This is a genomic window from Pseudomonas sp. TH39(2020), from assembly GCF_016650715.1.
Taxonomy (GTDB): Bacteria; Pseudomonadota; Gammaproteobacteria; order Pseudomonadales; family Pseudomonadaceae; genus Aquipseudomonas; species Aquipseudomonas mandelii_C.
Genome location: NZ_JAEKFF010000008.1, coordinates 171,472 through 185,218 on the forward strand (window position 1 = coordinate 171,472; position 13,747 = coordinate 185,218).

General features: G+C 60.0%; 14 protein-coding genes. 8 read left to right on the forward strand and 6 right to left on the reverse strand.

The annotated features are described in order from the left end of the window. Positions 1-111 precede the first annotated feature (111 nt). Positions 112-579 carry a cyanase gene (gene cynS / locus JFU47_RS29070; RefSeq protein WP_201187600.1) on the forward strand — a complete coding sequence of 156 codons (468 nt, stop codon included), beginning with the start codon at positions 112-114 and terminating at the stop codon, positions 577-579. 174 nt (positions 580-753) lie between these two features. Further along, positions 754-1,416: a carbonic anhydrase gene (locus tag JFU47_RS29075; protein ID WP_201187601.1), complete on the forward strand. Its 663-nt coding sequence runs from the start codon at positions 754-756 to the stop codon at positions 1,414-1,416. Between the two features lie 80 nt (positions 1,417-1,496). Here the strand turns inward: JFU47_RS29075 and JFU47_RS29080 are convergent, their stop codons facing one another. Continuing rightward, entirely contained in the window at positions 1,497-1,847 is a 351-nt protein-coding gene (locus JFU47_RS29080; protein ID WP_201187602.1) for a BON domain-containing protein, read from the reverse strand. 167 nt (positions 1,848-2,014) lie between these two features. Next, complete coding sequence (locus tag JFU47_RS29085) at positions 2,015-3,517, reverse strand: aldehyde dehydrogenase family protein (protein ID WP_201187603.1); 1,503 nt, start codon at positions 3,515-3,517, stop codon at positions 2,015-2,017. Between the two features lie 166 nt (positions 3,518-3,683). Here JFU47_RS29085 and JFU47_RS29090 point away from each other — a divergent pair, with 166 nt between their 5' ends. Further along, on the forward strand, positions 3,684-4,475 hold the full coding sequence (locus JFU47_RS29090) for an N-acetylmuramidase domain-containing protein (RefSeq protein ID WP_201187604.1): 792 nt from the start codon (positions 3,684-3,686) through the stop codon (positions 4,473-4,475). 8 nt (positions 4,476-4,483) lie between these two features. Here JFU47_RS29090 and glsB read toward each other — a convergent pair whose 3' ends face one another. Next, on the reverse strand, positions 4,484-5,392 hold the full coding sequence (glsB, locus tag JFU47_RS29095; protein WP_201187605.1) for a glutaminase B: 909 nt from the start codon (positions 5,390-5,392) through the stop codon (positions 4,484-4,486). A gap of 278 nt (positions 5,393-5,670) precedes the next feature. On the opposite strand from glsB, the gene JFU47_RS29100 reads away from it, so the two are divergent. Genes JFU47_RS29100 through JFU47_RS29115 form a run of 4 tightly spaced genes read left to right on the forward strand, consistent with a single transcriptional unit; the run spans position 5,671 to position 7,841 of the window. Continuing rightward, complete coding sequence (locus JFU47_RS29100; RefSeq protein WP_201187606.1) at positions 5,671-5,859, forward strand: hypothetical protein; 189 nt, start codon at positions 5,671-5,673, stop codon at positions 5,857-5,859. Between the two features lie 57 nt (positions 5,860-5,916). Then, positions 5,917-6,432 carry an HvfX family Cu-binding RiPP maturation protein gene (locus JFU47_RS29105; RefSeq protein WP_201187607.1) on the forward strand — a complete coding sequence of 172 codons (516 nt, stop codon included), beginning with the start codon at positions 5,917-5,919 and terminating at the stop codon, positions 6,430-6,432. 50 nt (positions 6,433-6,482) lie between these two features. Then, positions 6,483-7,106, forward strand: coding sequence for a glutathione S-transferase family protein (locus tag JFU47_RS29110; protein ID WP_201187608.1), 624 nt, complete (start codon positions 6,483-6,485; stop codon positions 7,104-7,106). Positions 7,107-7,142: 36 nt separating this feature from the next. Next, positions 7,143-7,841: a dienelactone hydrolase family protein gene (locus tag JFU47_RS29115; RefSeq protein ID WP_140679317.1), complete on the forward strand. Its 699-nt coding sequence runs from the start codon at positions 7,143-7,145 to the stop codon at positions 7,839-7,841. A 52-nt stretch (positions 7,842-7,893) separates the two neighbouring features. On the opposite strand, the gene JFU47_RS29120 is transcribed toward JFU47_RS29115, so the two are convergent. Further along, on the reverse strand, positions 7,894-8,868 hold the full coding sequence (locus JFU47_RS29120) for a nitrilase-related carbon-nitrogen hydrolase (RefSeq protein ID WP_201187609.1): 975 nt from the start codon (positions 8,866-8,868) through the stop codon (positions 7,894-7,896). A 103-nt stretch (positions 8,869-8,971) separates the two neighbouring features. After that, complete coding sequence (locus JFU47_RS29125; protein ID WP_201187610.1) at positions 8,972-9,904, reverse strand: GlxA family transcriptional regulator; 933 nt, start codon at positions 9,902-9,904, stop codon at positions 8,972-8,974. A gap of 126 nt (positions 9,905-10,030) precedes the next feature. Between JFU47_RS29125 and JFU47_RS29130 the strand changes: the two genes are divergently transcribed. After that, the gene (locus JFU47_RS29130) at positions 10,031-13,519 is read left to right on the forward strand and encodes a hypothetical protein (protein WP_201187611.1); all 3,489 of its coding nucleotides are present in this window, start codon (positions 10,031-10,033) and stop codon (positions 13,517-13,519) included. Here the strand turns inward: JFU47_RS29130 and JFU47_RS29135 are convergent. Beyond that, positions 13,516-13,716: a YbdD/YjiX family protein gene (locus tag JFU47_RS29135; protein ID WP_033054429.1), complete on the reverse strand. Its 201-nt coding sequence runs from the start codon at positions 13,714-13,716 to the stop codon at positions 13,516-13,518. The two genes, JFU47_RS29130 and JFU47_RS29135, sit on opposite strands and share 4 nt — an antisense overlap. Positions 13,717-13,747: the final 31 nt, after the last annotated feature.

Consider the following 13,747-nt stretch of genomic DNA (forward strand, 5'->3'; position numbering starts at 1 on the left):
CTATAGGCTGTGCTTATGCGCTGCATTGTATATCGGTCTTGGACGCTATGGATCGATCAGCAGAAGATTGCTCCACACCCAAGCAACCTCACTCCCGACAGGAGAAACACCATGCAACAGTCCCACGCTTACAACGACCCAAGCCTGGCCCTGACCACGTCGATCCTCGATGCGAAAGCGCGCAAAAACCTGTCCTGGCAGGACCTGACCGACGGCACCGGCCTTGGTCTGGCCTACGTCACTGCCGCCCTGCTCGGTCAGCACCCGCTGCCGGAAAGCGCCGCCAAAGTGATTGGCGAAAAACTGGACCTGGACGCCGACTCCGTGGCCCGCCTGCAGGTCATCCCGCTGCGCGGCAGCCTCTCGGGTGTCCCGACCGACCCGACCATCTACCGCTTCTACGAAATGATCCAGATTTACGGCACCACCTTGAAAGCCCTGGTTCATGAGCAATTCGGCGACGGCATCATCAGTGCGATCAACTTCAAGCTCGACATGAAGAAAGTCGAAGACCCGGAAGGCGGCTCCCGCGCAGTGATCACCCTCGACGGCAAGTTCCTGCCACTGCGTCCTTTCTAAATAAATACCGGCCGCACCACGACGCTATATCCGTAGCAGCTGTCGAGCCTGCGAGGCTGCGTTCGGCTGCGAAGCAGTCGCCTGGGTCTGCGAGGACTTCGTCCTCGAACGCAGCCTCGCAGGCTCGGCAGCTGCTACAAAATAATCATTTGATTCACGTATGAGGACATCGCCATGAAAGCGCTCATCGAAGGTTTTTTAAAGTTCCAGAACGAAGCCTTTCCGCAACGGACCGACCTGTTCAAGCACCTGGCCACTACCCAGCATCCGGGCACGCTGTTCATCACCTGTTCCGACAGCCGTGTCGTGCCGGAACTGCTGACCCAACAAGAACCCGGCGAACTGTTTGTGATCCGCAATGCCGGTAACATCGTGCCCTCCTACAGCCCTCACCCCGGCGGTGTGTCGGCCACGGTCGAATATGCGGTCGCAGTGCTCGGCGTCACCGATATTGTGATCTGCGGGCATTCGGACTGCGGCGCGATGACCGCCGTCGCCAAGTGCAAATGCATGGACCACCTGCCCGCCGTCAGTGGCTGGTTGCAACACGCCGAGTCAGCGAAAGTCATCAACGAATCCCGCCCTCACGCCAATGAAGCGGCGAAGGTGAGTTCAATGGTTCGGGAGAATGTCATCGCGCAACTGGCCAATATCCAGACGCATCCAAGCGTGCGCCTGGCTCAGGAGAAAGGCCTGTTGAATTTGCATGGTTGGGTCTACGACATCGAGACCGGTTCGGTCGATGCTCTGGATGCCAACAGCCACCGTTTCGTGGCGCTCGCCGAGCATCCGGACACCTGCGCCCTTCAAGCCCGATCCATAGAAGCAGCAGCCTGAAGCGTGTATCCATTGGCAGCGAGACGATCGACGCAGCGCTCCCGGCTCACGGGCGCGCTGCACTGACACGATCGACCGGGTTATTTATCGTCCATCTTTGTTGACGATTGTGGTCGAGTCTCTGGGGCCTCTTCGGCGTTGGGGGGTTGTGGAATACTGCCGGGCGTGAACACGTGAGTCAGCAAGTCTCTGGCATCGACGTCGACAACGCCCTGAACCGAACGGGTCAGAGCAACAGCCTGCTCACACTGTTTATGGGTGTTGACGCGACCGCTCAATGCCACCGTGCCCCCGTGGGTTTTGACATGGATTTGCAGGCCAAGGCTGGGTTCGGCCATTGCCAGGGCTGACTTCACCCTGGTGGTAATCCACGTGTCGTGAACGCCCCTTTCCAGATCATGAGAGTAATGTTGAAAGGAATGAAGTTTCATGGTGTAACCCTCTCTCCGTCATCAGATGCACGGCCCGTCCATTGGCTGTGCAGCCTTGACTCTCAGGCGAGCGTTATGGACATCTGATTCGTTTTGGAGTGCTCGCCACGTCCATACGGACGCACATTAAGTATAGTGCGGCCGTTGACCGGGGTCGTGGTGCCGGATCAGCGTTTGACCGACAGATCCGTCTGGGTCATGCGACTGCGGATCGTGAACACCCCATCTCCCGAGAGAATCGCGCTGCGAGCAAACAGGCGACCGCTCTCCCAGTTTGAAAGACCCAGTTCCGGCTTGTTCAGCGCGTACTGTCCGTCGACCCAGCGGGTAATCCCGTTACCGACAAAGGGTGCGTTGACCGCGTTGTAGAAGCGTTCCTGAGCCGTGGCATCTTCACTGATCAACGACACGGTGAACTGCGGGCTATAGCGATTGAACAACGCGATGGCGCTGTCCAGGTCATCGACAATCTTCAGGCTGACTTCCGGGGTTTCTTCCCATTCCCACTCGCGGCCCAACTGGTCCTCGGACAGCGGTTCGGCCAACGCTTCAGTCTGATAGCCTTCGGCGCGGTACACCTCAACGCTGGCGGTCTGCCAATCGGTCGGCAAGTACGACTCGCTGCCTTCGACGATGTGCAATTTGCAGCCCTGCCCCCGTGCGGTGCCGGCCTGTTGCAATGCGTCGAGGAACAGCGGCAGCAGTTCCGCGACACGGTCACGGTGAATCAGGCAGACGTTCATCGTGTTGCAGACTTTGCGATCCAGCGAGTTGCGCACTACGGCGGCAAAGCGTGTGGCATCGGCGTCCTTGTCGGCGATCAGCCAGGCACCACCGGTGCCGTGCAGGCTGACGGCGGTGCCGGCCTGTTGGGCGATGCTGCCCAATTGACTGACGGCGCGACCCGAACCACGGGCCACCGCCAGCGACAGGCGCCGATCGGCGAACATCGCCCAACCGGCGGCGTGATTGACGCTTTCCACCAGCGACACCGCGCCCGCCGGCAACCCGGCGTCGCTCAGTGCCGGATTCAGCGCGTGGGTGACGATGGCTTGCGCCGTGCCCAACGCATCGCTGCCAATGCGCAACACCGCCGTGTTACCGGTGCGCAACACACCGGCGGCGTCGGCGAAAACGTTCGGTCGGCCTTCGAAGACGAACGCGACGATGCCCAGCGGCGAGACCACTTGCTCGACTTTCCAGCCGTCGTGCTCGATGCAACTGACCACCTTGCCGCGCGTGGCCGACGCATCGCGCCAGGCCCTGAGGCCGGCGATCATGTCGCGGCGCATGCGTTCATCCGCCAGAAGCCGCGTGGTGGAGCGTCCGCGGGCCTTGGCCCGCTCGATGTCGGCCAGGTTGGCGGCTTCGATCAAGGTCCAGCAGGCCGGGTTTTCCAGGCGTTGGGCGAAGCGATCAAAGAACTCGCTGATGGCTTGATCGGAGACCGCGGACATTGCGCTGAAGGCCGCTTCGGCACGCTCGATTGCAATGGCCGCCGCTTGCTGGTCAGCCACAGGAATCAGCAACAATTCGCCGCTGACCTGCTCCACCAGCAAATGGTCCCCGGGCTGAAAGCGCGCGGCCAATTCGGGGCTGACCACAGTGACGCGGTTACCAGCGAATGGGATCGGCGTGCCAGCGACTAGACGTTCGAGCGCAAGAGACATGAAGCGGTTTCACCATGCAGTGGGCGGCCGGAAAATGTATAGGAAAATACCTGGAGCGTCATTAACCGCACGCCTGACCGGTGATCGAAAACCCGGCGGCCCTTCACCCGGCCCTCCTACGCTAAAAGAGGTACATCAGCGTTTCCTGTTTTCCGAGGAGGCCGTCATGAGCGATGAATTCACAAGCCATGGAGCGGCCCTTGACGATGAAGGTCTGGCGCAGGCGCTGGACCTTGCCAAAGTCAGTGCAGCGCAACTCTGGGCTGTTTTGGCAGTAGAAACCTCCGGCAACGGGTTCTATCCCGATCGCCGTCCGAAAATCCTTTACGAGCGCCACGTATTCAGTCGGCTGACCCACCAGACGTTTGACGCGCAACACCCGGATATCAGCAGCAAAACCCCCGGCAACTATGGTGCAACAGGGCCGCATCAGTATGACCGTCTGAACCTGGCCGTCGGCCTGAACAGGAACGCAGCCTTGCAAAGTACCTCCTGGGGGCTGGGGCAGATCATGGGGTTCAATTTTGCGCAGACCCGTTCGGCGGATGTCGAGACGATGATCAAGCGAATGGTCGAGTCCGAAAACCAACAACTGCTATGTACGGTTGGCACGCTGATCGAAGGCGGGTCAGTCGCGGCATTACGGGCCAAGGACTGGGCCAACTTTGCACGCCGCTACAACGGCCCAAACTACGCGATCAACAACTACGACGTGCGGCTCAGCGCGGCGTATCAGAAGTTCTCGTATGGCGGGACACCGGACCTGAGAGTTCGTATGGCGCAAACCTATTTGACGTACCTGGGCTGGCATCCCGGCCCCGTCGACGGCATCGTCGGCAAACAGACCCGGGATGCGATGAATCTCTTTCAGGCACAAGAGCACCTGAATATCACCACAGTGCTGGACGATGAAACGCTGGCGTGTATGCGCTGCCGGGTCGAAGCGTTGCCGCTCTGACCCAGCTCCTAGAACACCGACCAGCCAATCCGCTGACTCAGCAATTCCAGCGCGGCCATGCCCGCGAGGGAGTTGCCGGCGGCGTTCAATTCCGGGGACCAGACGCACACCGTGAATTGCCCCGGCACCACCGCGACAATCCCCCCGCCGACGCCGCTCTTGCCGGGCAAACCGACGCGATAGGCAAAGTTGCCGGCTTCATCGTAGAGGCCGCTGGTGGCCATGATCGAGTTGACTTGCTGGGTCTGGCGGGCGGTGAGGATCTGTTGACCGCTGTGCTTGCAGAAACCATCGTTGGCCAGAAAACAGAACGCCCGCGCCAGATCCACGCAGCTCATGCGCAGCGCGCAATGACTGAAGTAACTGCGCAGCACCGCTTCGACGTCGTTATGGAAGTTACCGAAAGACTGCATCAAATAAGCCATCGCAGCGTTGCGCGCGCGATGCTGGTATTCGGACTCGGCGACCTTGCCGTCCACCATGACTTGCGGGTTACCGGACAGCCGACGGACAAAGTCGCGCATCGACAGTGCCGGCGCGGCAAAGCGTGACTGGTTGATGTCGCAGATCACCAGCGCACCCGCATTGATGAAGGGATTGCGCGGGCGCCCGCGCTCGAACTCCAGTTGCACCAGCGAATTGAACGGCTGGCCGGAAGGCTCGTGACCCAGGCGCTTCCAAATGGCTTCGCCGGAGTGCTCGATGGCCTGCACCAGGCTGAACACCTTGGAAATGCTCTGCACCGAGAACAGCGTATGGGCATCGCCGGCGCAATACAGTTCGCCGTCATTGCCATACACCGCGATGCCCAACTGATCGGCCGGCACCGTACCGAGTGCGGGAATGTAGTCAGCCACCTTGCCCTGGCCGATCAGGGGACGAACTGCGTCAAGGATCTCGTTCAACAGCGCTTGCATGCCGGGTTCCGAAGTCTCGCCCCATGGGATTGCGGGGACACAGACGCTAGACGCTACTGGTCGGGGCCGGATCACACAATCTCAAAAACACCGCGTTCCCACATTTTGATTTGCATTGGCTGTGTATCGGAGTGTGTACAGCTGCCCTCCCGACACACCCTGCTCCTAAAACCCCACGCCAAAGACACATCGCAGATACACCTGCTTGATGAACTGTGCCTGTCGATTGGCCACGCCGATCAAAGCACTCAACTCACTCAATGCTACGGAGTATCACCATGTTCAAGCTCTCGACTTCTTCCTTGACCCTCGGCCTGATCATCGCTGGCGGCCTGGCCCTGTCCAACGTGGCTTCAGCCTCTGAGTCCGAAGCGTTCAGCATGAAACAACTGGCTCACGGCTACAGCCAGGTCCAGGCCGACACCGCGGGAAAACCGGCGGAAGGCAAGTGCGGCGCCAGCGAGTAACCCTTTGCGTGGGGCACCGCGTTGCCCCACTTCCCTGTCTGAACGGAGATCAAGCCCATGACCACCTCACTCTCATCGGCCGTGAAAGGCCTGCACCTGAACCTCGACCGTGCCGGCAGCTGGATCGCGCCGCTGACTCTGCGGGTGTTCCTCGCCTGGGAGTTCTTCGAATCAGGCCTGGAAAAATTCAATGGCGAGAACTGGTTCGCCGATATTCAGGACAGCTTCCCGTTTCCCTTCAACCACGTGCCGACCACGCTGAACTGGGAACTGTCGATGTGGGCTGAACTGATCTGCGCCCTGGCCATACTGGTCGGCCTGGGAACGCGGATCTCGGCCATCATTTTGATCGTCGTCACCGCCGTCGCGACCGCCGCCGTTCACTGGCCGGCCGATTGGTCTACATTGAGTGAGCTTGCCCAGGGTTACGCCATCAGCAACAAGGGTCACGGCAACTTCAAACTGCCGCTGATCTACCTCGCGGCCTTTATGCCGCTGTTGCTCTCCGGTGCCGGCAAGCTCAGCCTCGATGCGCTGCTGGCTCGAGTCTTCTGGCGTCGCGATAACCGCTAAAGCGCCAGGGACTCGATAACGTCCCTCGGTTCAATAGTGGAGCAATCGTCATGAGTCTCACCCTCTATGGTTTTGACGGCAGTACTTATGTGCGCACCGTGAAGATGCTGCTCGTGGAAAAAGACGCCGAATTCGACCAGGTGCAGGTCAACGTGATCAAAGGCGAGCCGCACCTGCCAGAGCATTTGGTGCGTCACCCTTTCGGCAAGGTGCCGGTCATCGACCACGACGGGTTCCGGGTGATCGAAACCGGTGCGATCGTGGCCTATCTGGACGAAGTCCTGCCAGGCCCATCCATCACCCCTGACAATGCCCACGACCGTGCGCGCACCCACATGGCTCAGGGCATTTATGATTCCTATGGCTACGGCAACCTTGTGCAAGTGTTCGGCTACCATCTTTTTCCTGACTTCATTGGCGGGCAGAATGAAGATTCGCGCCGCAAAGGGATCGAGAACTCGAAACGGGTGCTGCGCGAACTGATGAAAATAAAAGGCACCGATCCCTATATCGCTGGTCTAGAACCCAGCATCGGTGACTTTTACTTGGCACCAGGCTGTGCTTACATCGCGATGACCCCGGATGCACCGCAGGTATTTTCGGTGGACGGTTTCGACGGATGGTGGAAACGTATGCAGTCTCTGCCAAGCTTCAAGGCCACGCAGCCGAAATAAGCTTCACCCCACTCACTTGCGAAGACAGGAGCCACCATGAGCGTGACCACCCAATGGATCGAGATCGACAGCGCCGACGGTAAATTCGGCGCTTACCTGGCGATTCCGCACACCCGCAAAGGCCCGGGGATCGTGCTGATCCAGGAAATCTTCGGCGTGAATGAACACATCCGCTCGGTCGCCGAACAATACGCTGCCGACGGTTACCTGGTGATTGCACCGGATCTGTTCTGGCGCAGCGGCCACCGCATCGAACTGGGTTACGACGAGGCCGGCTGGAAACGCGCGGTCGAGTTGATGAACGCCACCGATGTTGGCAAGGCACAGACCGACATCGAACTGGCCATCGACGCCTTGAAAGCCCAGCCGGGTCTGGATGGCGGGATCGCCTCGATTGGTTACTGCTTCGGTGGTTTGCTCTCGTACCACACCGCCGCCAATGGGCTGGTGGACGTGGCCATCGCCTATTACGGCGGCGGAATCCAGAATCAGCTGGACCGGGCCGATGAAATCGAAGTGCCGCTGTTGATGCACTTCGGTGAACAGGACAGCCACATCCCACTGGAAGCCGTGGAGAAAATCGCCGAGCGTTTCGATACCAACGATTACGTCGAAATTGTCGTGTATCCGGAGGCCGAACATGGCTTCAACTGCTCGCATCGCGACAGCTACAACCAGCGCGCAGCGGCTGAGGCCCATGGCAATACGTTGATCTTTTTGGGTCAGGAACTGTAAGGCCAGACGAGCAAAAGGGGACTTCCAAAGTCCCCTTTTTTGTGTCTGCCGTTTAACGACTGATTTCTTCCACGGTATCGGTCACCGCCAGCTTCGGATGTGCACTGCGTTCATGCACATGGCTCGTCGGTGTACGGTCGATCAGCAGGCTCAGCAGTTCCGGGCGGCTGTAGTGACCGCGCGAATCCATCATGCGTTTGCGCTTGTCGATCAGGCCCATGTCGAGATCGACGATCACCTCACCTTCGCCTTCGGTCAGCGAGCCCAGCACCACGCCGTCCGGGCTGATGATCGCGGTGAAGCAGCCACCGGAAATCGGGCCGATGGGGCAACCGGTATCGGCCATGATTTGCGCCTGTTGTTCAGGGTTCAGCCAAGCCGTGGAGTTGACCACGAAGCAGGCCGATTCCAGCGCGTGTTGGCGGATGCTGACTTCCATTTGCGAGGTAAACAGCGGGCCGGCAAACGACCCCGGGTACATCGAGGCGTGGATCTGCTCGCCGTCGGCCATCAAGGCGTAGCGGGCCAGCGGGTTGTAATGTTCCCAGCACGCCAATTGGCCGATGCGCCCTACCGCGCTGTCGGTGGCGCGCAGGCCGGAGCCGTCGCCCATGCCCCAGATCATGCGTTCGTGATAAGTCGGGGAAATCTTGCGGCGATGCTGAATCAGGGTGCCGTCGGCATCGAACAACAACTGCGCGTTGTACAGCGTACCGCCATCACGTTCGTTAACGCCGATTGAAACCACCATGCTGGCCTGTCTGGCGGCGGCGCCGATGGCCTCGGTAGCAGCCGAAGGGACAGTGACGGCCTGATCCAGCAGTTTCAGGTGTTCAGCCGCCATTTCGAAAGGCGACTGAACGAACGAGAAGTAAGGGTAGTACGGCACGATGGTTTCCGGGAACACGGCGAACTGCACGCCTTGCTCACCGAGTTCGAGAATCTTCTGCACTACTTTATCGACGGTGCCTTCACGGCTGTAAAGAACGGGACTGATTTGAACGGCGGCGGCTTTTACGAGGGTCATGGCGGTGATCTCAGTGAGAAATGGGCTTCAACGAGATCAAAATTACGCCAATAATATTTAGACTTAAATGTCGAATACACCACCTTTTAGGACATCACGAACGTTAGCCTCGATTGGCGCGTTGAATGACCTGTGGTGGCTGGCCAAATGCACGGATAAACGCCCGACGCATCCGCTCCCGATCGCCAAAACCGGTATCGGTCGCCACCACGTCGATGGGGTGCCGACCGGTTTCCATCATCAAACGCGCCGCTTCCACCCGCAGGTTTTCGATGGCCTTGGCCGGTGATTGGCCGGTTTCGGCATGGAACACGCGACTGAATTGCCGAGGGCTGAGGTTGGCGGCGCTGGCCAGTTCCTCGACCGACAGCGCGGACTTCAGGTTCTGTTTGGCATAGGCCAACGCGGCCTGGATACGATCGGTCTTGGGCTCCAGTTCGAGCATCACCGAAAACTGCGACTGCCCTCCCGCGCGCCGGTGGTACACCACCAATTGCCGGGCGACCCGCCGCGCCACTTCCGCGCCCAGGTCGCTTTCAACCAGGGCCAGTGCCAGATCGACACAAGCGCTCATGCCCGCGGCCGTCCAGATGTTGCCGTCGTTGATGAAGATCCGGTCTTCCTCGACCTTCACCTTCGGGTACGCCTTCTGCAGCGCCGGTGCATGGCACCAGTGCGTGGTCGCGCGCCGGCCATCAAGCAAACCGGCCTCGGCCAGCGCAATGGCGCCGGTGCAGATCGAGCCCAGACGCCGGGTGGTCCGGCTGGCGTTGCGCAAAAACGCCACCATGCCCGCTGCTACCGGACGGATCAGGTTGTCGCCCATCACCAACAGCGTGTCGAACGAGCGCTGGTCGAACGCTGTGGTTTCCACGCCAAACCCGGCGGAGGTCTGCACGGTACCGCCGCGCTCGGACAGCAAGGCAATGTTGTACGCCGGTTCGTCGGTGGCCATGTTGGCCAACTCGAACGTGGCGCACATGGCCAGGCCCAACACCTGAAACCCGGGGTAAACGATGAGTCCGATGGTGTGCATGGTGGCTGCTTCTTTTGACCTTAAAGGTGGCATGACTGATTTTACCGCCACTGACTTTGCACTGAACTCCTTTATTGGGTCTATACATAACTGTAATCAGTTGGCCGAGAACAAGAGGCACAGGCCATGGACAACAAGGGTTCTGGCACTAACCTGGCTTTCTGGCTGCCAGGCAGTGCGGTCATCCTGAGTCTGGTGGTATCGATGTTCGCCCTCAACCGCGAACCGTTCCTTGAACCGCGGCCGATCGGTGCACAGTTCCAGGCGCAACTGCCCATCGAAGCCCGGTTATGGCAAGACCCTTTCGACGCGGTGGAGCGTTATCGCAAGAAGCTCACCGACAGCAAGAACCCGGATGCCGAGCATGTTTGCAGCCCTGATCTTTCTCCCCTGGCCGGTGAAAAGCCGGCGCCCGACATCATGGTGGCGCTGGTCGAAGGCGGCCCTTACGCCGATGAAGTCGAGCGGCGCCGGCGCATTCGTTATGCCCTGCTCGCAGGGTTCAAGAATTCCCACCGGGTGCCGGATCAGGAGCAATACATCCATTGCTTGAGACTCGCCGCCAACCTGTCGCTGGATGCTCCGCAGCAAGCCGCTTTCGTCGACGCGCCCTATGAAGTGTTCGTCTCCAACCCCTTCGATCCACCGACGGCACTTGAGGGCGCGCCACCGCCGCCTGACCGAACGATTGTGTTCTGGGTCAAACAGGACGCGCTCGACTCAACGCCGCTGCAATCGCTCGAAACGCTACGCGAGACCCTGAAAAATAAAATGGCTTTGGCGTGCGCTCCAAAACCGTGTTCCGAGCCACCCGACACGGTTGTCCTGAAGGTCATCGGCCCTTCCACCTCAACCGTCCTGCGTGACATGTTCCAGGACCAGGACATCGGCAAGGCCACACCGAATGTGGAAATCTACTCACCGCTGGCCACGGCCGATAACGAGACACTGGATCGCGGGTACCCGAAGCTTTCACCACCGCTTGCGAATAGACAACCCATGAAGTTGCTGCGCACCGTCAGTGACGACGGCACCATGACGCAACTGATGCTGGAAGAGCTGAAGTTGCGCCGCGTGGACCCGGCCACGGGCGTGCGTTGCAGCGAAGACAAGCTGCGACGGATCGGCTCACCGTGCACCCGAGATCTTCGCCGCAGCGGTCACCGTATCGCTTTAATTTCCGAGTGGGACAGTTTCTACAGCCGCGCACTGATCGAAAGCTTCAAGACACAGGTGGCCAGAGATGCCCGCCTGGGCAGCGACGAAAAAAACCATAGGGATGTGGTCGATCAGTGGATTTTGCGCTTCAGCTATCTACGCGGCCTGGACGGACGCCTCCCGGAAGAGTCCGCGAGCAACGACAAGAGCGCCAGTACCGATCCCGGTAAAAACAAAGACACCACCCAATTTGATCTCAGTCCATTGGAGAAATCCGACGGCAACTCCCAGCTCGACTACCTGCGGCGCCTCGCCGACCATATCGCCAGCGAGGACGCTGCCTATCGACGCAACGGCGAAAGCGGCATCGGCGCGATTGGCGTACTGGGCGTCGATGCCTACGACAAGCTCCTGGTGCTGCAAGCGCTGAAGAGTCGGATGCCGTACAAACTGTACTTTTCCACCGACCTCGATGCGCGCATGTTGCAACGGGGCCAGGCGCAAACCACGCGCAACCTGATACTCGCCGCCCCTTACGGGCTAACGCTGACACGCGCCCTGCAACAGGATGTGCCGCCGTTTCGCGACAGCTTGCAAAGCGCGGTGTTCATCTCGGTACTGGCGGCGCTGGCGCCGCAATCCTTCGACGCCAAGCGCGCGAAGTTCGACTATTCAAAATCGGAGCTACTCTCGCCGGGCATCTATGAAGTGGGGATCAGCGGCTTCATTCCTCTGGCGAGCCGGCTGACCGCGTCACGCCCGGCAAGCTGCGAGGCACCGACCCAATCGCAGTCCGATCGAGGCGTACGTCCGCACGATCTGATGGCTTTGCGCTGCCTCCAGGACCCCTCGCCACCGCCCTACCCTGAACCCTCCAAATCCATTCGCGACCGCTTCAAGCAAGCCCAATCATTTTACTGGGCCGGGCCACTGACGATCACCCTGCTGATACTCGGCGGGTTCATCGTCTGGTGGCGCATCGAGGGCCCGAAAGATGAGCATGACGCACGGCTGGCCTGGGTGCGCGGCGTGCCGATGACGCTGTTTATGGTGGCGGCGGCCTGCGCATTCATCGCCACGCGGTTCTGGCATGCGGAGTTTCTCTGGTTCACGTTCGTGCTGATATTGCTGGGGATCATTTCCTCGAACCTGACCCGGCGCTCCGCGAGGCAACTGGCGATGGCCAAGGACTCGACAGCCAGCATGAGCACGGGCTTATACGACTCCCGGGCGTGGTACATCGTGGTCCCTCTGGTCATGTTCATCCTCGCGCTGATGTTGGCGTACCAGATGCGCAGCACATTGACGGACAACGGACTGGGTGAGCCGATGTTCCTGTTTGAAGGCATCAGTGCCTGGCCCACCGTGGCACTGCGGCTGCTGGCCGTGCTGATCTCCCTCTCGGCACTGGCATGGGGCTGGCGCAACCTGCGCATCAACCGGACCGAGATCGAAGCCACGTATCATTTACGCCTGCACATGCGCAAATATGAGATGACGTTGTGGGGACAGGTTCGAGGCTTGATTCGCCGGGGCAAAGGCTGGACATTGCGCCGTTGGTGCAACGAACTGGGGCACTGCCTGCTGAAGATTTTCTTCCCGTTGCTGACCGCCAGCGACGAATGGTCAAAGTCCTGCGCACCGGCACAGGCCGCTTGCACGGACGGGCGCAAGATGATCGTCATTGCTCGCTTCTGGGGTGAGCACTGCGTCTGCGGCTCCTTCGGCGCCCGAATGTTGCGGGCCCTGCTTGCCACGTGGGTTTACGTCGTGGTCACCAGCGTGTTGTTTGTCATCTGGCCCATGGAGGGCATGCCCGTTCGCGGCGCATCGATGTGGTGGATGATGAGTTGGCTGATCCCCAGCCTGACGTTCCAGGTGCTGGTGTTCTGGGTCATGGATGCCAACCTGCTGCTGACGCGATTCATCCGCCATCTCAGCGAACATCATGCGATCTGGCCAGGCACCTTGCAGATGGAGCACAAGAAGACCTTTGGCATGCTCCGGCACCCGTGCATCGACGAGTGGATGGATTTGCAGCTGATCGCCAAGCGCACCTCGGCCGTTAATCGTCTGATCTATGCGCCGACGGTGGTCATGTTGATCCTGTTCGCATCGCGCAGCAGCCTGTTCGATAACTGGCCGACACCGCCCAGCCTGGTCATTTCCTACCTGCTGACGGCGCTGGTACTGCTGGTCTCAGCGCTATCGCTGCGCCGTGCCGCGGAAAAATCCCGCACGCTTGCACTGCAACGACTTGACGCCTACCTGCTGCAAACACCTGAAACGACGCCCTGCTACGGCAAGTTCAAGATAATCCGCGAGCGGGTCGCGACGCTCAGCACCGGCGCGTTCTCACGCTACGCGGAAGACCCGCTGATCCGGGCGCTGCTGCTGTCGCTGACCGGTATCGGCGGCTCGGCCATTGTCGATGCGTTGAACTATGCGAAGTTCTAGCAGCAACGGGTATTACATTTCCCACGGCCGAAACGGGCCTCCTGACGCTCCCGGAAAAACGCCGAATAGCTCATGACCGGCTCGCCGGGATGATTGAGCGCCATTTGCGCCACGTAATTGTCGTAGTCGGGCACGCCAACCATTAAACGCGCGCTCTGGCTGAGGAACTTCGCGACATGCTGCAGTTTGCGGTACATGGCAATTCTCGCTATGAGTGTGGGGCTGGCC

Coding starts and splice junctions, on each gene's coding strand:
- JFU47_RS29130 (WP_201187611.1), top strand. CDS start 10,031: ATGGACAACAAGGGTTCTGGCACTAACCTGGCTTTCTGGCTGCCAGGC.
- JFU47_RS29135 (WP_033054429.1), bottom strand. CDS start 13,716: ATGTACCGCAAACTGCAGCATGTCGCGAAGTTCCTCAGCCAGAGCGCG.
- JFU47_RS29090 (WP_201187604.1), top strand. CDS start 3,684: ATGAGCGATGAATTCACAAGCCATGGAGCGGCCCTTGACGATGAAGGT.
- glsB (WP_201187605.1), bottom strand. CDS start 5,392: ATGCAAGCGCTGTTGAACGAGATCCTTGACGCAGTTCGTCCCCTGATC.
- JFU47_RS29120 (WP_201187609.1), bottom strand. CDS start 8,868: ATGACCCTCGTAAAAGCCGCCGCCGTTCAAATCAGTCCCGTTCTTTAC.
- JFU47_RS29075 (WP_201187601.1), top strand. CDS start 754: ATGAAAGCGCTCATCGAAGGTTTTTTAAAGTTCCAGAACGAAGCCTTT.
- JFU47_RS29110 (WP_201187608.1), top strand. CDS start 6,483: ATGAGTCTCACCCTCTATGGTTTTGACGGCAGTACTTATGTGCGCACC.
- JFU47_RS29115 (WP_140679317.1), top strand. CDS start 7,143: ATGAGCGTGACCACCCAATGGATCGAGATCGACAGCGCCGACGGTAAA.
- JFU47_RS29125 (WP_201187610.1), bottom strand. CDS start 9,904: ATGCACACCATCGGACTCATCGTTTACCCCGGGTTTCAGGTGTTGGGC.
- JFU47_RS29080 (WP_201187602.1), bottom strand. CDS start 1,847: ATGAAACTTCATTCCTTTCAACATTACTCTCATGATCTGGAAAGGGGC.
- JFU47_RS29085 (WP_201187603.1), bottom strand. CDS start 3,517: ATGTCTCTTGCGCTCGAACGTCTAGTCGCTGGCACGCCGATCCCATTC.
- JFU47_RS29105 (WP_201187607.1), top strand. CDS start 5,917: ATGACCACCTCACTCTCATCGGCCGTGAAAGGCCTGCACCTGAACCTC.
- cynS (WP_201187600.1), top strand. CDS start 112: ATGCAACAGTCCCACGCTTACAACGACCCAAGCCTGGCCCTGACCACG.
- JFU47_RS29100 (WP_201187606.1), top strand. CDS start 5,671: ATGTTCAAGCTCTCGACTTCTTCCTTGACCCTCGGCCTGATCATCGCT.